Origin of the sequence: Acinetobacter sp. ANC 4178, assembly GCF_004331175.1 — a bacterium.
Classification (GTDB): Bacteria; Pseudomonadota; Gammaproteobacteria; order Pseudomonadales; family Moraxellaceae; genus Acinetobacter.
On the sequence record NZ_SJOD01000001.1, the window covers coordinates 593,082 to 612,251 of the forward strand.

Here is a 19,170-nt window from a genome sequence, read left to right on the forward strand (position 1 = left end):
TGTGAGGTTTTTTTATGCTCTTCGGAAATTAATAGCCCCATGCTTTCGGATCTAATGGCAAATCCACAGCGACTGAAAGCCCTGTATCATTACCATGCACATCTGAATCACTCACCCAACCATTTAATTTCAAAGGAACATCTGGGCGTAGATAATGTGACCATGTTAAATCGAATGCTTTCACTTCATCTTTTTCTGGGAATGCCTGATTAATATCCAGATTAGACTGATTCACTTTAGCCACTAAAACACGTCCAGAAACACGGTTCATCGGGTCAAGACGAATATTACCGCCGACTGAATACATTTCACCATCACCGCCCATTGCATGGCCTAATGGGAAACCATGTTGGTAATAACCATCTTTATATACATAGTGATTATATGAAATACCTTTCACATCACCATTGGTACGGGTGTCCGCCCACTCTGTATACAATTGGAATGGCATATTTTTAACGCTTGAAGAGTAATCTACACCAGCTAAATACATTTTTTTAGATGGAAGCAACCCAGCCTCATCTTCACCCACATACTGACCATAAACGCTCAGTGGTGTATTCAACCATTGGTTTAGATTTAAACGCGCATCAAAACCCGCAAGTTGGTTTGACTTATCATCATCCGAGTTATAGAAATTATCATTCCCTTTAATCGCATTCCATAATGAATCCCAACTTTCCGAACGCCCATCACCACCCCATTGAATCATGCGTGACGCACCCAATTCCAAATACGGTAAAGGCTGAGCAGTTAAACGTAAGCCAATCAGTTTGGTGTCTGGAATAGCATCATAATCTGCGAGTTGACCTGCAAAGGCTTGATATTGCCAAGGTCCAATCCATGATAACCATTTCGTTTCAAATGCACTTTGGTCAGCACGCTGCATAGTCAAACCATAAACTGGACGGCTTGCATCACCACGGATTAAGCTACCATCATGTCCTGGCCCCCAATACGTTGGCATTTGACCAGCAATCAACCACTGGTTCCACAGTTTACCCGCCAAATATGATCCTTCAACATTTACATATTCCCCGTTATCGATCATCGGGTCATGTTCAACATTTATTTTTAATTTGGCATCCCAATTTTCGCTGCCTGCATTTAATTCTAATGCGCCCACATATTGAGATTTGTTGCTTTCAGCGAAGGCCTGTGGAAATTGTTTTTCATCAGTTGCAGCGTAAAGACTCACTTTCGCCATCTGATTGTCCGCTTTAAGACTGGCTAGAACAGAGTCAACTACTTTTTGTTGTTCTGGTTGACTGATGCGTGCTTTGGATAACGCACGTTGAATTTCATCCCCACTCATTGGCCATGTTGATGTACTGATTTGAATGACGCCTTGTTGATTTAACCAATTCAAATCCGAACGTAAATCTTGATTATTCACGACAATCCCTTGCGCAAAACCCGATGACACTGACACCACCAACAACGCCGAAACTAAAGATCTTTTTAAAAACATTATCGTGACTTTCTCGTTACTTAATTCTGCCGACTACCATATTTTCTTTGATTAGAGATTGCAACCTGAGTATTGATTTTTGTTGTAAATCAGCAACAAAAAAACCCGCCGAAGCGGGTTTTTTTTATTGCATACAAACCTTAGTCTTTACGGCGCATGTGTGGGAATAAAATCACATCACGGATACTTGGCGCATCAGCAAAGAGCATAACTAAACGGTCAATACCAATACCTTCACCCGCAGTTGGAGGTAAACCATATTCAAGTGCTTCAACAAACTCAGCATCATAGTGCATTGCTTCGTCATCACCCGCATCTTTCTCTGCAACTTGTGCTTGGAAACGTTCAGCTTGATCAATTGGGTCATTTAACTCAGAGAAACCATTTGCCAATTCACGACCACCGATAAAGAATTCGAAACGGTCAGTAATATGCGGATTATCATCATTACGACGTGCTAATGGTGAAGTTTCAGCAGGATATTCAGTAATAAAGGTTGGTTGACGTAATTTAGTTTCAACCGTTTCTTCAAACACGATCGTTTGAAGCTTACCCAAACCAAAACCTGGCTTCACTTGTTCCTTTAACACTTCTTTGGTGAACTTTGCCAAAAACTCACGGTCATTGACATTTTCAGGGGTAAAGTCTGGGTTGTTTTCCAAGATCGCATCAAACATTGAAATTTTCTTGAACGGCCCTTTGAAGCTAAACACTTCGCCTTGGTAAGGCACATCTGTGCTGCCCAAAATATCCAAAGCTAATTTTTCCAGCATATTTTCAGTCAAAGCCATTAAATCTTTGTAATCTGCATAGGCTTGGTAGAATTCAATCATGGTAAATTCAGGGTTATGACGTGTTGATACCCCTTCATTACGGAAGTTACGGTTAATCTCAAACACTCGTTCAAAACCACCAACCACCAAACGTTTTAAATAAAGTTCAGGCGCAATACGCAAGAACAAAGGCATATCTAAAGCATTATGATGCGTTTCAAATGGACGCGCAGATGCACCACCTGGAATTACATGCATCATTGGTGTTTCAACTTCCATGAAACGTTCGTTGTTCAAGAATGCACGGATTCCTGCAACAACTTTGGCACGAATTTCAAACGTCTTACGTGTTTCTTCATTTACAATCAGGTCAAGATAACGCTTACGGTATTTCGCTTCCGTATCGGTTAAACCATGAAATTTATCTGGAAGTGGGCGAAGTGATTTAGTTAAAAGCTCAAAATGTTCGATGTGAACATATAAATCGCCTTTACCCGAACGACCGATATAACCTTCTACCGCAATAATATCGCCAAGATCTAAGCTCTTGATGGTTTCTAAAGTTTCAGGTGTTAATTCCTTACGCGCAACATAAAGCTGAATACGGCCTGTCATATCTTGAATCACAATGAATGATCCACGATTTAACATGACACGACCCGCAACTTTCACATAAACGTGTTCAGCCGCTTCAATCTGCTCTTTCGATTGATCTTGAAATTGTTCTTGTAAATCTTGTGCATAATGTTCGCGCTTGAATGAGTTCGGCCATGGGCTAACGCCCGTTTGTTTGGCTTGCTCTTCAATTTGCTTCAACTTGGCATGACGCTGTGCAATTAAATCGTTTTCGGAAATAGGTTGTTCAGAAGTCGATTGAGCGTTGTTTTGCGTCATCTCTGCCTCGTAAAAATACTAAAAAATGAAGTGCTATAGCATAGCAGATTCCTTCATGATTTCGTATGATTTCTCTTAAACAAAATAATGACTTTGAATTTAACTTTCTTTTCTACAACTTTATTATTCTACTGTTCTGCTAATTCTTGAACACGCTGCAATCCTTGTTCAAAAGCTTGCTCCATCATGTATTTATAATCCTCCATTGTTTCCAGTTCGACACTCAGTACAGTTTTTCCATCAACTTCCTCCAAAGAATATTGCTCGAGTAATCCTTGCCATTGCTGAACTTCGGGGCTGGTTAAATCCTCCACTCCACCTTGCAATAGACCTTGATATTGAAAAATAACTGAACAATTCGGTAGATAAACTAAAATCGTTGCAATCAAACCATCGCCATTGCTGTCTATAAATAAAGTTCTTCCACCCACTGTCCAGTCAGACTGTATTTTTGATCCTTCCGTAAAGAATTTGGTCCATTCAGTATAGGTATCTGGTGACCAAAGAATATTCCATATTTTTTCAGGGCTTGCATCTATATCGATACTAAAGCGAAGATGTTCCATCATTTTTTTTACTCAAGCGGCTGGCTTCTCTCCAAACTACTGAATAATTCAACTAAACAGTAAAATAAATCGTTAAAAAATATTTATCAACTTGGCCAATTCCACTGGAAACACGATATATCTCTCTGTTTTATTTATTATTAAAAACTACGTCACTATATGACGCATTATCTCCTTAGACCAAATGCTAAGATCAATGCCAACTGAAGATTCGTAAAATAAACTCAATTTTAAAAGTTGAAAAGTGAACGTTTATTATTCCGTTCTATCTTTGCAAAAAGAGAGCCTATGAATGCGATAACAATCAATATAGACCAATCGAAAATTCTTTTTTTTCATGGATTAGACTCATCTAAAGAATCGACCAAATTCCATGCAATTGACTCTGCCAAAAAATATTGTATAGATGTCGATTACAGAAATTTAAACTATTCCACTGTTGCCGAATTTTATCAAAATGCGTTAACAACTATTAAACCTGACTTATTAATAGGCCACTGTTTAGGTGGATATTGGGCACTCAAAATGTCCTTACAGCACCGAATTCCCTGCATTGTAGCCAATCCCACTTTAACTCCAGATTTCCGTGCTGATTATCCTGCAATTACTGAATTCGATTTAGAACATGATATTCCTCAAATTGCCTATGTTGAACTGGGTGATGAGGTTTTAGATATGTATGCAACGACGGCTTTTTTAGAACCTTATATGCAAGTCGATGCAGTTGAAGGTGGGCACCACCGACTGGCTGCTCCAGAACGCATCAACCAACTGATTGATTATATGGAACAAACCTTTATCTTTTAGCGCAATAAAAAAGCCAATCAAACGCATTTGATTGGCTTTTTCTACAGCTATTGCGTGCTTAAGCGACAGCAGCTTCTAATGGTTTTGAGTTTTCTTCCAATACAGTCCACACTTTAAAACCTAAATCTTGATGCAAAGTCGGCAAATCTAAGAAAATGCTCGCACCCAATACTTGATGCTGACATTTATCCATTAATTGTTTCACTGCTTTTAATGTGCCGCCTGTCGCAAGTACATCATCGACAATAATGACTTTTTGTGGCTGAATATTGGCTGCAATTTCTAAACGATCGACACCATATTCAAGGCTATATCCCACTCCAATCACTGGAGGTGGTAATTTCCCCGCTTTACGAACCAATAAAAGACCTTTGTTTAAGCGTTGTGCCAATAGGCTCGCAAGTACAAAACCACGTGCTTCAACCGCCACGAAGCTCTCAACTTCTGCCAACTGTTCTTCTGGAATACTTGCAATAAGAGCATCGGTTAATGGCGCAATATTACTCATAAACAATGGGGTCAAATCGTAGAAGCAAATCCCTGGTTTTGGGAAATCTTGGACAGTACGAATGTGCGACCACAATACAGCAGACAAATTTTTCATGGGAGAGAATTTAAAACGAAAGGAATAGGTGAATTTTAACGCTTATTCAACTTTCAGGATAGATAATAACCCGATTTTGAAGCTTAGGTATTTTGAGATCGTTTTTGCAAGAAATTGAATTATATAAATAATTTTTATAATAAATATTAACTATAGACTTGTATGATTATAATATAACTGTTTTATACTTTTAAATCTGCTCGACCTTAGTCTGATAATCCCCAATCAAGCTCGTTGCCATGAATCCATTCTCAATTGTCTAACAAAAATACACAGCAGTGTTTGAATTGATAAGTTTTGTCCTACTCAGCCATTCAGATTTAGGATTCTCCAATTAAAATCCGATATTTGCTTTACATTCGTCCTAGAACTGCGTAAAAATTTAGGCGAAAATAGCGCTAGCAATTAGATCATTAGAGCCATGCGGTATATGAGTTATTGCTGATCTAAATTGACCCGATCAGAATTGGAGAATCAGATGAAAAAGTATCAATGCATCGTTTGTGGATGGATTTACGACGAAGCAGAAGGCTGGCCGCAAGATGGTATTGTTGCAGGCACTAAATGGGACGATATTCCAGATGACTGGACTTGCCCAGATTGTGGTGTTTCTAAAGCCGACTTTGAAATGATTGAAATTTAATAATAACTAAAAGACCCTTCTAGTGGTCTTTTTTTACACCTTATTCTTGGAGAAAAAAATGCAGCCTATCGTTATCATTGGTTCAGGCATGGCTGGCTATACCGTGGCACGTGAGTTTCGTAAACTCAATGCGGAACAAGAACTTATTATGATTACCGCAGATGATGCCAGCAATTATGCGAAGCCAACCTTATCTAATGCATTAGCAGGCAAAAAATCTCCTGAACAAATCGCCTTGGGCGATGCTGAAAAAATGAGTTCACAACTCAATATGCGCATCGAAACCCATACCTGGGTTAAAGAAATCCGTAGCGAGCAACATCAACTCATCTTAGAAAAAGATGGACAATCGAGTACGTTGGACTATGCAAAACTGATTCTTGCGGTAGGTGCAAACCCAATCCGTCTCGCCATTGCTGGAAATGGTAGTGACGATATTCATGTGGTCAACTCCCTTAATGACTACAAAGCATTCCGTGCAAGCCTTGATCAATGCCAAGATCAACGTGTGGTGATTTTAGGTGCAGGATTAATTGGCTGCGAGTTCGCCAATGATCTACAAAATACAGGGCATCATGCCACAGTCATTGATTTAGCAGCACAACCTTTAGGTCGCCTACTGCCTGCGCACATTGCTTCGGCGTTCCAAGAAAATCTGGAAGAAACAGGCATCCATTTTGTTTTAGGCACAACGGTTGAGAAAGTATCTAAGGTCGAAAATGGTGATTATCTTGTCACTTTGGCCAATGGACAATCTGTAATCGCTGATATAGTGCTTTCAGCAATTGGTTTACAGCCGAATATTAGTTTAGCTAAAACAGGCAATATTCAGACCAGCCGCGGCATATTAACCAATAGCCATCTAGAAACAAATTTATCCAATATTTATGCCGTAGGTGACTGTGCAGAAGTAAATGGAACGTTATTGCCTTATGTCATGCCAATTATGCAGCAAGCACGCGCACTGGCAAAAACCTTAAATGGTGAGCATACCGCAGTACATTATCCTGCGATGCCTGTAGCCGTCAAAACGCCTGCGGCACCACTCACGGTTCTACCTGCACCAATTGATGCTGACGTGAATTGGGAAACTGAAGAGTTTGATGATGGCATGTTAGCCAAAGCACTTGATAGTTCAGGAACTTTACGCGGTTTTGTCCTGTTAGGTGCAACTGCAGCGAAACAACGTTTGGCACTCACAAAGTTAGTTCCAGACTTGATTCCTGTATCAGTTTAAGTTCAAAATATAGGGGACGTTCACATTTTGAATGTCCTCTTTAGGGGAGAAAGAAGAATGAATAGCGTATTACAATTCAAAAATTCACCTTATACCCCGTTTATGCATGAAACCAAGGTAAACTTGGGGAATGGAATTGAATTACACGTCGAAGTTGGCGGTCAACCTGACCATCCAACCATTTTACTGATTATGGGTTTGGGCGCTCAATTATTATTCTGGCCCGATTTCTTTTGTAAAACACTGATTGATCATGGCTATCGGGTCGTTCGTTACGATAACCGTGATATTGGCTTGTCTTCTAAAATACGCCATCAGGGACCACGTCTAAATACAATTAAATTAATGGGGCGTTTTGCACTGGGTTTAGAAAACCAAGGTGCGCCTTATAATTTACATGATATGGCTGATGATGCCGCCTTGCTCATTGAGCGGATGGGACTGGAAAACGTCTTTGTACTGGGTGCATCCATGGGTGGGATGATCGCGCAGATTTTGGCCGCAAAAAATCCAGATAAAGTCAGTAAATTAGGACTGGTGTTTACCAGCAACAATCAACCCTTACTCCCACCTCCTTTTCCAAAGCAATTGTTCAGTCTTATTGGCCGACCAGAATCGAATGATGAGGAAGGGATTATTAACCACAGCTTAAAAGTCTTTAATATTATTGGTTCACCTGGTTATATCAATCAGCTTGAAACCATGCAAACCGCTCGTAAATTATATCAACGAAGTTATTACCCAGCGGGTGTACTTCAACAGTTTTTAGCAATATTATGTACAGGCTCCTTGCTACAACTGGATAAGCAGATTCAACAACCGACCCTTGTGGTTCATGGTTCACGTGATCGCTTGCTCCCGCCTAGTCATGGTAAAGCTGTTGCAAAAGCAATTACAGGCGCTAAATTTGAATTAATTGATGGAATGGGGCATGATATCCCTCCGCATTTCATTCCTCATCTTAGCGGATTATTTGCTCATCATTTTAAATCTTAAAATTAGGACACTATGGCTGCATTACCATCCCTGAGACAGCTGTCATACCTTGTAACACTGTCTGAAACGCTGCACTTTACTGAAGCGGCGCGTCGTTCGTTCGTGACCCAATCTACTCTTTCAGGTGGGATCATGGAACTTGAACGCTTACTGGGTGGCGTCCTCGTTGAACGCGATCGCCAAAATGTACGTTTAACCCCGCTTGGCGAACAAGTTGTCGCCCGAGCCCGTGTTCTACTTGCTGATGCTCAAGACTTGATGCGTTTAAGTCGTGAAATGAGTGAGCCTTTGACTGGTGATCTACATTTAGGTGTTATTCCAACGATTGCGCCTTTTATTCTGTCGCAATTACTTGATGAAGTGCATAAGCAACTGCCTAAAATTCAGTTGCATTTGCATGAAGCACAAAGCGAAAAAATTGTTGAAAAACTTGAACATGGTAATTTAGACATGGTGTTGTTGGCGCTGCCATTTGACACGCGTGGACTTAAAGTTGCTGAAATTGCAAAAGAAGACTTGTTCTTGGTGTGCCACAAATCTGACCAACGCTCGACGCAAGCGGTAACGCTGGAAGATTTAGATTTATCACGTTTAATGTTGTTGGAAGAAGGACATTGCTTACGTGATCATGCTTTAAGTGCTTGCCCAATTGGCGAACGTAAAAATGATCATCGTTTAAAGGCAAGTTCATTACCCACTTTAATTGAAATGGTCTCTGCGAACTTGGGCTTTACTTTATTGCCTGAAATTGCATTGCATACCAATATGATTAAAGCCAACTCAGACTTGATTGTAAAACCTATTCAAGATGCACCAAGTCGTACATTGGCATTAATTACCCGTAAGAGCACACCCTTGCAAAGCGAATTTGATGTGCTCTTGCAAATCTTACAGAAAATTACCTAAGAACGCATATTCAAGTTCAATTAAAAACCCCGGTGTTAGCACTGGGTTTTTTATTTCCACACGAATAACCTTCTTACAATTACTCGACATAATCCCATCCCAATGCAATAAATCTGCAATGAATTGTTTTTATTCTGTATCAGCTCTTTTAAAAATGCATTTTTTAAGAAAATTTTCAGGTTCAGAATTTATAAATGCGCAATGAACAAAAGACCTTAGTCGACTCTCAAAAATAAGAACAATGTTGAGTTTTTGTGATCGCTAATCTCCCGTACTAAAAGTTTTTTAGAAGATATTGCTATGCCAGCTCGCTTTTTATCTCCTTGGTTTCCCCTTTCGCTAGGATTATTGTGTTCGCTCAGCGCATCATTCAGTATGGCCGCCGAGCCACTCAAGGTTGACCCCTCTACTCTGACCATTATTGGTTATCATGAAATTACCGATCAAAAAAATGCCCTTATTCCTGACTATGCAGTAACACCACAACAGTTTAGTCAGCACCTTGACTGGCTACAAAACAATGGTTTTCACTTTGTCAATGTCAACCAATTGATTCAAGCTCACCAAGGCAAATACCGTTTGCCAAGTAAACCCGTGTTATTGACGGTAGATGATGGTTATCAATCATTCTACACTCATGCCTACCCTATCCTAAAAGCTAAACATATTCCTGTAGTTCTTGCTGTTGTTGGTTCATGGCTCACTCCTAAGGCCAATCAACCTGTACATTTTGGCGATGACGTTATCTCACGCGACAAAATTCTGACTTGGGCTGAACTGAAAGAAATGCAAGACAGTGGTTTGGTCGAAATTGGGAATCACAGTTTTAATTTACATCGTGGCATTAATGCCAATCCGCAAGGTAACTCTGAACCTGCGGCTATTACACGTGAATATGATGCAAAACACCAACGCTATGAAAATGATCAGCAATATACCACCCGTATTACACAAGACTTAAAACACAACAATGAGCTACTCCAAGCTCACGGTTTAAAAGCACCACGTGTCATGGTTTGGCCCTATGGTCGCTATAACATGCAGGATGTGAATATTGCAAAACAGTTAGGTATGCCAATTACCATCACTCTGGATGATGGCCCCGATCATGTGCATGGTTCTTTGCAAACGCTGAACCGTATTTTGGTTGAAGGCAATATGAGCACAGCCGATCTGGCACAAGAAATCAAAAATCGTGAAATGAATTTGGGCGATAACAACCGCCCACAAAAAATCATGCATATCGATTTAGACTATGTTTATGACCCTAATCCTAAACAACAAGAACGCAATCTGGGCATTTTGCTCGATCGCATTCGTGCTATGGGGGTCAATACCGTCTATCTACAAGCATTTTCAGATTCTGATGGCGATGGTTCTGCCAATATGGTGTATTTCCCAAATCGTCATTTACCTATGCGTGCCGATCTATTTAATCATGTGGCTTGGCAAATTCAGACTCGAACCCAAGTCAGCCGTATTTATGCTTGGATGCCACTTTTGGCATGGGAACTCCCTCAAACCGATCCTGTCAGCAAAGATGTGGTTGAGACCCAACAAGTCAGCCAAGATCATTTAAACATGGGTTATTTACGTTTATCGCCTTATTCTCCACGCGCACGCCAAACCATCAGTGAGATCTATCAAGATTTAGCAAAATCTACACCGTTTAATGGCATTCTGTTCCATGACGATACCACCTTATCCGATTATGAAGATGCCAGCCCAAATGCTTTAACGGCCTATGCAGCACAAGGTTTACCGACTGATTTAGCGAAAATTCGTGCCGATGATGCATTACTGCAAAAGTGGACAGCATATAAAACCAAAACCATTGATGACTTTGCCATGCAACTTGCTGGCCAAGTCCGTCAGTACGAACCCTTCCTGCTTACTGCACGTAATTTATATGCGCAAGTGGCATTAAAACCTTATGCGGAAAACTGGTATTCACAGTCACTTGAAGAGTCCTTAAAACGTTACGACTTCACTGCGATTATGGCAATGCCTTATATGGAACAAGCACCTGATGCAGATCAGTTTTATCGTGACATCGTACAACGAGTTAAATCTTTCCCGAATGGCATGAAAAAAACAGTCTTTGAATTGCAAGCTACCAACTGGCGTAACAATCAGAAAATTCCTTCACAGGAACTGGCAAGCACAATTCAGTCCTTATATACCCAAGGGGTTATGCATGTTGCCTATTACCCTGACGACCCAATTCAAGGACATCCAGACCCAAAAGTCATGCATGATGTTTTTGCAACCAAATCTTCTCAATTAATTCCATAAAGGGAGTTGAGCATGTTCCCTCATTTCAATCTTTGGCTGCATCACGCACTCAACTTTGTATTTTATTACCCCTTGTTTATGTCTTACTTGTGGATGTTAGGTGCACTAATTTTCTATCGTAAAGAACGCAAACAACCTGCCTATCAACAACCTGAGGCTCTACCGCATTACCCATTGGTTGCGGTATTAATTCCTTGTTTTAATGAGGGGGACAATGCAGAAGAAACCATTAGCCATGCCTTAAAACTCGACTATCCGAATTTTGAAGTCATTGCGATTAATGATGGTAGTTCGGACAACACCGCTGAAGTATTGAACCGATTGGCACATCAACATGAACGTTTACGTGTGGTACATCTTGCGCAAAACCAAGGCAAAGCCATGGCTTTGCAAGCAGGTAGCCTTGTAACAGAAGCAGAATTTCTATTAGGGATAGATGGCGATGCCCTACTCGACCCGCATGCTGCAACATGGATGATGCAACACTTCATTGCAAATCCAAAAATTGCAGCGGTGACAGGCAATCCAAGGATTCGTACCCGCTCAACACTCTTGGGACGAATTCAGGTGGGTGAGTTTTCTTCAATTGTGGGGATGATCAAACGTGCACAGCGTACCTTCGGACGGCTATTTACGGTATCGGGAGTGATTACTGCATTTCGTAAAAGTGCCGTACATCAAGTGGGATATTGGTCGCCAAACATGCTCACCGAAGACATCGACATCACTTGGAAATTGCAGCGTGCGGGTTGGGACATCCAGTTTGAACCAAACGCTCTGGTGTGGATTTTAATGCCTGAAACGCTTTCTGGGCTTTGGAAACAACGTCTACGTTGGGCAATGGGTGGCGCTCAGGTCTTAATCAAAAATTTGGATGTATTCATTCAACCGAAGTTAAATTTCTTATGGCCACTCATGTTAGAACTTTGTCTAACGCTGGTTTGGTCCTATTTAATGTTATTATTGGCCATTTTGTGGCTTGTGCATTTTATTTTCCCAATAGCTGCATTGAGTAGTATTAGCTCTCCATTCTTACCTTATGGCAGTGGTGTATTACTGGGAGCGACCTGTCTTATTCAGTTTGCTTTAAGCAAATGGATGGATAGTAGATATGAACCGAATTTAGGCAAAAACTACTTCTGGATGATTTGGTATCCATTTGTATTCTGGCTCATTACCCTTGGGGCCACCATTATGGCTTTTCCAAAAGTGTTGTTACGTGGTGAAGATAAACGCGCGCGCTGGGTAAGCCCAGACCGTGGTGTTCGTTTATAACACTCAACACGATTAGAGTATCTCAAAATGAAATCTCAACATGATTTAGTGATTGATTTGCGTCATCTACTGCCTTGGCATAAACGCTATATGTCCAACACCACTACGGCATTAATGTGGGGTGCATGGTTTATGCTTTGGCGTCCCTTCTTGCTGGTCTGGATTCTTATACAATTACAGAAAAGTGTAGCGGTGCATCATCTCTTAAATGCACTGAGTATAAGCCTTGAATATGGTGGCATAGAACTGCTGCTCTGTAGTGCTGTTTTATTGCTCTGGAACCGATTTATACCTTCTGCAAGTGTTAAAATAGAGTCAGAACAGTCTTTAACTACACAGCAGTATGCCGATTATTTCGAGCTCAGCAACCAAAAAATTGAACAATCTCGACAGCATAAAATCACTGTGGTTCATCATAACGATCAAGGACAAATCGTTGATCTGGAATAATCAAATATAGACAACCACCATTCTTTTTAAAAAATTAACCTCAAGATTTCTTGAGGTTTTTTTATTTCTACTCGATTAATAGTTCAAACAAACTATTTCACATGCTTGGTCTGTACTCAGTTAAATCCAAAACATTAAATTTCATTCATCTTGCTATACCAATCTTATGCCTATTCAATTCATAAGCTTCAATCACGCTCAATTTCCGAGTAACTAACACAATCAATCTCCGCTTACTCCATTTCCAGATCTATAGCTATTGACCCAACACTAGTGCTTACAGATGCATAATTATTTTCAACCCAATGTACCCACTAAACAATCCAACAGGCACAAAAAAAGCGCTGACGATGCAGCGCTTTTATTTCGTATCTTAAAGACTTTAAGAGACGAACTGGAGGAAAATCCAGTATAAACCACCAGATAAACAAATGGTGGCAGGAAGTGTAAAAATCCATGCCGAAAGAATTGTTTTGACAGTAGCAAAATTCAAGCCTGACTTGTTCGCAACCATTGTCCCTGCAACCGCACTGTTTAATACGTGTGTTGTAGACACTGGCATACCAAAACCATCCGCTGCTGCAATAGTTGACATTGCCACAAGTTCAGCAGACATGCCCTGACCATAAGTCATGTGATGTTTACCAATACGCTCACCAACAGTCACCACAATACGCTTCCAGCCCACCATTGTCCCTAGACCTAAAGCCAAAGCTACTGCAACTTTTACCCAAGTTGGAATGTACTGTAAGAAGCTATCTAAATGACTACGGTACTCTTTTACCACCTTTTTCTCAGCTTCGGGCATAGCAGGTAACTGGTCTGCTTTATCCAAACGCTTGAACGCAGTTGTGCTCAAATACATATCATTGCGGATAGATGAAATTGCACCTTCAGGAATATTTTTCAAGTCTCCATATTGAGCAACACGGTCACCCAAATGGTCGGTCAAACTTGCCAAAGCAGGTACGACTTCTGGGGTCATTTCTTTGGTTTGAATATAAGTCGTAATGGTTTGACGCGCCTGCTCGTCTGAAATATCTGCATGTGCAGGATATATAGCAACCGCAGCTTGCGATGACAATTTCTCAAATGACTGGATATGTGCTGAGTCTAAATTCTTGTTCAGTGAATAAGCCAATGGTACCAAACCAATCAAAATTAACATGATTAAGCCCATGCCTTTTTGACCGTCATTTGAACCATGTGCAAAGCTTACACCTGTACAGGTAAAAATGAGAATGGCACGAATCAGTGGCGGTGGTGGTTTATTGCCTTCAGGTGGTTGAAATAATTCGAGCTGACGCTTGAAAACTTTTTTCACCAATAAGAAAACAACAGCCGCAAATGCAAAACCAATTAAAGGAGAAAACAGTAATGCTTTACCCACTTTCATCACTTGGTCCATATCGACGCCACTGGCACCACTACCCGAGTGTAATAGGTAGTTCATAATCCCTACACCCAAAATAGAACCAATTAAAGTGTGCGAGCTTGATGCAGGAATACCCAAGAACCAAGTGCCTAAATTCCACAGAATGGCAGCAATCAGCATGGCAAAGACCATAGCGAAGCCTGCCCCTGAACTCACATTCATAATCAGTTCAACTGGCAGTAAAGCGATAATGCCGTAAGCAACCGCACCACTCGCAACCATAACCCCAAGGAAATTACAAAAACCAGCCCACATTACTGCAACAGGTGCAGAAAGAGCATTGGTATAAATCACTGTTGCAACTGCATTGGCTGTGTCATGGAAACCATTCACAAACTCAAAGCCTAGTGCAATCAATAATGCCGTCGCTAAAAGAATAACAGAATACAAACTTAATGGTGGTACATGCGACAAGTCCGCAGATACCTGAAACCCAATATAAATGAGGGTCGCAATAATGACCGTAAAAAACACCGGCATAAAAAACTTCGGTGTTGGAACATGCACATTCGTCGACTTGTTCGATGCTGAATGCATACGATCTTGGACGGGAGGAGTTTTTGAATTCATGCAGACGGTTAAGAGGATAATAAAATCCCCTTATTGTTAAATTAAATTGTGACAATTATATGACAAACAGGTGTCATATAAAGCCAAATTTTTAACAATTGACCTGTTTTAAATCACTCCGCGCTACGATGGGGAGGATTTTTGGCTTTAAATCTGTTTTTTTCAAATACTTATAACAAAAAAATATTTCATGCAAAAAAGTAGTTGATTTTCAGAATTGTAAAAAAAATTATCATTCTCTGATGCGCTTTCACCTTGAAATTGAAACCGATTCATCATGCCTATGTAATATTGCATTTCAATGAAATCGCCAAATAACTCTGATTTCTTACATGAATATGGCTAACTTGACAGTCAAAAAGCTGAATTAAAATAAAATTAGGCCTGAGTTCTGCTAAAATATGCCCCATTTCAAGACTTGCCGTGTATTGGGGTTATTTATGTCCACGCTTACCACCCTTAAAAAACTTCTCGCTGAGCGTATATTAATCATTGATGGTGCGATGGGCACCATGATTCAGCGCCATAAGCTCGAAGAAGAAGATTATCGTGGTGAACGTTTTGCAGATTGGGCGCATGACCTCAAAGGTAACAATGACCTTTTAGTGCTGACACAGCCACAAATTATCCAAGGTATTCATGAAGCTTACCTCGATGCGGGTGCAGACATTATTGAAACCAACAGCTTTAACGGCACCCGTGTTTCAATGTCTGACTACCACATGGAAGATTTGGTTCCTGAAATTAACCGTGAAGCCGCACGTTTAGCCAAAGCAGCTTGTGAAAAATATTCAACTCCAGACAAGCCTCGTTTTGTTGCAGGCGTACTTGGCCCAACCTCACGTACCTGTTCGATTTCACCCAATGTCAACGACCCTGCATTTCGTAACATTACCTTTGATGAGCTCAAAGAAAACTATATTGAAGCAACTCATGCGCTGATCGAAGGTGGTGCAGACATTATCTTGATCGAAACTGTGTTCGATACTTTAAACTGTAAAGCCGCAATCTTTGCGGTGAAGGAAGTGTTTAAACAACTTGGTCGTGAACTTCCACTCATGATCTCGGGCACCATTACCGATGCTTCAGGTCGTACCTTAACAGGTCAAACGGCAGAAGCGTTCTGGAACTCGGTGCGTCACGGTGATTTACTTTCGATTGGTTTTAACTGTGCCTTGGGTGCAGATGCCATGCGCCCACACGTCAAAACCATTGCCGATGTTGCAGATACCTTTGTTTCAGCGCATCCAAATGCAGGTTTACCCAACGCTTTTGGTGAATATGATGAAACACCTGAACAAACTGCAGCGTTCATCAAGGAATTTGCTGAAAGTGGTTTGATCAATATTACAGGCGGTTGCTGTGGTACCACACCAGACCATATTCGTGCCATTTATAATGCAGTGAAAGACATTCAGCCACGCCAAGTTCCTGAAACAAAGCCTGCCTGTCGTTTGAGTGGTTTAGAGCCATTTAACATTTATGATGACTCATTATTCGTTAACGTGGGTGAGCGTACCAACGTTACAGGTTCAAAAAAATTCTTACGCTTAATTCGTGAAGAAAACTTTGCCGAAGCTTTAGAAGTTGCACAGCAACAAGTTGAAGCTGGTGCACAAATTATTGATATCAACATGGATGAAGGGATGCTCGATTCGCAAAATGCGATGGTACATTTCCTCAATCTAGTGGCATCTGAGCCTGATATTTCTCGTGTGCCAATCATGATTGACTCATCAAAATGGGAAATCATTGAAGCAGGCTTAAAATGTGTACAAGGTAAACCTGTTGTTAACTCGATTTCCTTGAAAGAAGGTTATGACGAGTTTGTTGAAAAAGCTCGCCTATGCCGTCAGTACGGTGCTGCGATTATTGTAATGGCTTTTGATGAAACAGGTCAGGCAGACACCGCTGCACGTAAGCGCGAAATCTGTAAACGTTCTTATGATGTTCTAGTCAATGAAGTGGGCTTCCCTGCTGAAGATATTATTTTTGACCCGAACGTGTTTGCCGTTGCAACAGGGATTGAAGAACACAATAACTATGGCGTCGATTTTATTGAAGCCACAGGTTGGATCAAACAAAACCTACCACATGCCATGATTTCAGGCGGTGTATCCAACGTATCGTTCTCATTCCGTGGTAATGAACCTGTGCGTGAAGCGATTCACTCTGTGTTCCTTTACCATGCCATCAAACAAGGCATGACCATGGGGATCGTGAATGCTGGTCAAATGGCGATTTACGACGATATTCCAAAAGAACTGAAAGATGCGGTTGAAGATGTTGTTCTGAATCAGAACCAAGGAGAATCAGGTCAAAACGCCACAGAGAAACTGCTTGAAGTCGCAGAAAAATTCCGTGGTCATACTGGCGCTCAGCGTGAAGCTGAAAACCTTGAATGGCGCAATGAATCTGTTGAAAAACGCCTTGAATATGCATTGGTCAAAGGCATCACCACTTATATTGATGAAGATACTGAAGAAGCCCGTTTAAAAGCCAAACGTCCACTGGATGTGATTGAAGGCGCATTGATGGATGGTATGAACGTGGTCGGCGACCTGTTCGGTTCAGGCAAAATGTTCCTACCTCAAGTGGTTAAATCTGCGCGTGTGATGAAACAAGCTGTGGCTTGGCTTAACCCGTACATCGAAGCCGAAAAAGGCAATGCACAATCTAAAGGCCGTGTGTTGATGGCAACGGTAAAAGGCGACGTTCATGATATTGGTAAGAATATTGTTGGCGTGGTTTTAGGCTGTAACGGTTATGACATTGTCGATTTGGGCGTGATGGTGCCTGCGGAAAAAATCTTGCAAACCGCGATTGATGAAAAGTGTGACATCATCGGTTTATCAGGTTTAATCACCCCATCTTTAGATGAAATGGTGTTTGTTGCGAAAGAAATGCAACGTAAAGGTTTTGACATTCCGTTATTGATTGGCGGTGCAACCACTTCGAAAGCACATACCGCAGTGAAGATTGATCCGCAATATTCAAATGATGCAGTGATCTATGTTGCCGATGCTTCTCGTGCTGTGGGTGTGGCAACGACCCTGTTATCAAAAGAAATGCGTGGCAACTTTATTGCCGAGCATCGCGCTGAATATGCCAAGATTCGTGAACGCTTAGCCAACAAACAACCGAAAGCAGCCAAACTGAGTTATGCCGAATCGATTGAAAATGGCTTTAAAGTGGATGCGAACTATGTGCCACCGATTCCAAATACTCTAGGCACACAAGTCATTACCAACTATCCGTTGACAACGTTGGTGGAGTATTTCGACTGGACACCATTCTTTATTTCTTGGAGTTTGGCGGGTAAATTCCCGAAAATCTTAGAAGATGAAGTAGTCGGTGAAGCTGCAACAGATTTGTACAACCAAGCGCAAGCAATGCTTAAGGACATCATCGAGAATAATCGTTTCGATGCCCGTGCCGTGTTTGGTTTATACCCTGCACAACGTACGGGTGCGGATACAGTCAGTGTATTTGATGAAGCGGGTCAAAACGTTACGCATACCTTTGAGCATATTCGTCAGCAATCTGACAAAGTCACAGGCAAACCAAACTTATCTTTAGCGGACTTTATTAGCACTTCTAAAGACAATACCGATTATCTTGGTGGTTTCACGGTATCAATCTTTGGTGCAGAGGAATTGGCGAATGAATATAAAGCCAAAGGTGATGATTACTCTGCAATCTTGGTTCAGTCTTTAGCGGATCGTTTTGCCGAAGCCTTTGCAGAACATTTGCATGAGCGTATCCGTAAAGAGTTCTGGGGCTATAAAGCCGATGAGACTTTGAGCAATGAAGAACTGATTAAAGAGAAGTATGTCGGTATTCGCCCTGCACCAGGTTACCCTGCTTGCCCAGAACATTCTGAAAAAGCGGTGTTGTTTGATTGGTTAGGTTCTGAAGAAAAGATTGGTACCAAGTTGACTGAACACTTTGCGATGATGCCACCTTCTTCTGTGAGTGGTTTCTATTATTCGCACCCACAAAGTGAATACTTTAACGTGGGCAAAATCTCTCAAGACCAACTTGAAGATTATGCAAAGCGTAAAGGTTGGTCACTGGATGTAGCGAAGCGCTGGTTAGCGCCGAATTTGGATGATTCAATTGCATAATTTAAAATAAAAAATCCCCTCTAGTGAGGGGATTTTTTAAAAATTAATCTCCCCTAACCCCTCTTTTAAAAAGAGGGGGACTTTCGCGTATCACTTGAATTACGTGACAGCTCCTCCCTTT

Annotated in this window: 14 protein-coding genes; 9 read left to right on the forward strand and 5 right to left on the reverse strand. The window is 41.1% G+C overall.

Annotation, left to right across the window (positions count from 1 at the left end; all coding sequences use genetic code 11):
- Positions 1 to 28 precede the first annotated feature (28 nt).
- From E0H87_RS02820 to E0H87_RS02830, 3 genes are all read right to left on the reverse strand, one after another.
- Positions 29 to 1,471 carry a capsule assembly Wzi family protein gene (locus tag E0H87_RS02820; RefSeq protein WP_131322206.1) on the reverse strand — a complete coding sequence of 481 codons (1,443 nt, stop codon included), beginning with the start codon at positions 1,469 to 1,471 and terminating at the stop codon, positions 29 to 31.
- 140 nt (positions 1,472 to 1,611) lie between these two features.
- Positions 1,612 to 3,138 carry a lysine--tRNA ligase gene (gene lysS / locus E0H87_RS02825; RefSeq protein ID WP_131322208.1) on the reverse strand — a complete coding sequence of 509 codons (1,527 nt, stop codon included), beginning with the start codon at positions 3,136 to 3,138 and terminating at the stop codon, positions 1,612 to 1,614.
- 128 nt (positions 3,139 to 3,266) lie between these two features.
- Positions 3,267 to 3,707 carry an SRPBCC family protein gene (locus E0H87_RS02830; RefSeq protein ID WP_131322210.1) on the reverse strand — a complete coding sequence of 147 codons (441 nt, stop codon included), beginning with the start codon at positions 3,705 to 3,707 and terminating at the stop codon, positions 3,267 to 3,269.
- Positions 3,708 to 3,992: 285 nt separating this feature from the next.
- On the opposite strand from E0H87_RS02830, the gene E0H87_RS02835 reads away from it, so the two are divergent.
- The gene (locus tag E0H87_RS02835; protein ID WP_131322212.1) at positions 3,993 to 4,511 is read left to right on the forward strand and encodes a YqiA/YcfP family alpha/beta fold hydrolase; all 519 of its coding nucleotides are present in this window, start codon (positions 3,993 to 3,995) and stop codon (positions 4,509 to 4,511) included.
- Between the two features lie 58 nt (positions 4,512 to 4,569).
- On the opposite strand, the gene E0H87_RS02840 is transcribed toward E0H87_RS02835, so the two are convergent.
- Positions 4,570 to 5,115 (reverse strand): adenine phosphoribosyltransferase, encoded by a 546-nt coding sequence (locus tag E0H87_RS02840; RefSeq protein WP_131322214.1) that lies wholly within the window; start codon positions 5,113 to 5,115, stop codon positions 4,570 to 4,572.
- Positions 5,116 to 5,593: 478 nt separating this feature from the next.
- On the opposite strand from E0H87_RS02840, the gene rubA reads away from it, so the two are divergent.
- The 7 genes from rubA (at position 5,594) to pgaD (ending at position 12,917) form a co-directional block, all read left to right on the forward strand.
- Complete coding sequence (gene rubA, locus E0H87_RS02845) at positions 5,594 to 5,758, forward strand: rubredoxin RubA (RefSeq protein ID WP_016166951.1); 165 nt, start codon at positions 5,594 to 5,596, stop codon at positions 5,756 to 5,758.
- 58 nt (positions 5,759 to 5,816) lie between these two features.
- Positions 5,817 to 6,995: an NAD(P)/FAD-dependent oxidoreductase gene (locus tag E0H87_RS02850; protein ID WP_131322216.1), complete on the forward strand. Its 1,179-nt coding sequence runs from the start codon at positions 5,817 to 5,819 to the stop codon at positions 6,993 to 6,995.
- 57 nt (positions 6,996 to 7,052) lie between these two features.
- Positions 7,053 to 7,991 carry an esterase EstB gene (gene estB, locus E0H87_RS02855; RefSeq protein WP_131322218.1) on the forward strand — a complete coding sequence of 313 codons (939 nt, stop codon included), beginning with the start codon at positions 7,053 to 7,055 and terminating at the stop codon, positions 7,989 to 7,991.
- A 12-nt stretch (positions 7,992 to 8,003) separates the two neighbouring features.
- Entirely contained in the window at positions 8,004 to 8,897 is an 894-nt protein-coding gene (gene oxyR, locus E0H87_RS02860; RefSeq protein WP_131322220.1) for a LysR family transcriptional regulator OxyR, read from the forward strand.
- 300 nt (positions 8,898 to 9,197) lie between these two features.
- A complete protein-coding gene (pgaB, locus tag E0H87_RS02865) occupies positions 9,198 to 11,192 on the forward strand; it encodes a poly-beta-1,6-N-acetyl-D-glucosamine N-deacetylase PgaB (RefSeq protein ID WP_131322222.1) in 1,995 nt (664 codons plus the stop codon).
- A gap of 12 nt (positions 11,193 to 11,204) precedes the next feature.
- Positions 11,205 to 12,467, forward strand: coding sequence for a poly-beta-1,6-N-acetyl-D-glucosamine synthase (pgaC, locus tag E0H87_RS02870; RefSeq protein WP_131322224.1), 1,263 nt, complete (start codon positions 11,205 to 11,207; stop codon positions 12,465 to 12,467).
- 27 nt (positions 12,468 to 12,494) lie between these two features.
- Positions 12,495 to 12,917 (forward strand): poly-beta-1,6-N-acetyl-D-glucosamine biosynthesis protein PgaD, encoded by a 423-nt coding sequence (pgaD, locus tag E0H87_RS02875; RefSeq protein WP_131322226.1) that lies wholly within the window; start codon positions 12,495 to 12,497, stop codon positions 12,915 to 12,917.
- A gap of 382 nt (positions 12,918 to 13,299) precedes the next feature.
- Here the strand turns inward: pgaD and E0H87_RS02880 are convergent, their stop codons facing one another.
- Positions 13,300 to 14,922 carry an inorganic phosphate transporter gene (locus E0H87_RS02880; RefSeq protein WP_131322228.1) on the reverse strand — a complete coding sequence of 541 codons (1,623 nt, stop codon included), beginning with the start codon at positions 14,920 to 14,922 and terminating at the stop codon, positions 13,300 to 13,302.
- A gap of 440 nt (positions 14,923 to 15,362) precedes the next feature.
- Between E0H87_RS02880 and metH the strand changes: the two genes are divergently transcribed.
- A complete protein-coding gene (gene metH, locus E0H87_RS02885; RefSeq protein WP_131322229.1) occupies positions 15,363 to 19,049 on the forward strand; it encodes a methionine synthase in 3,687 nt (1,228 codons plus the stop codon).
- The last annotated feature ends 121 nt before the right edge of the window (positions 19,050 to 19,170 follow it).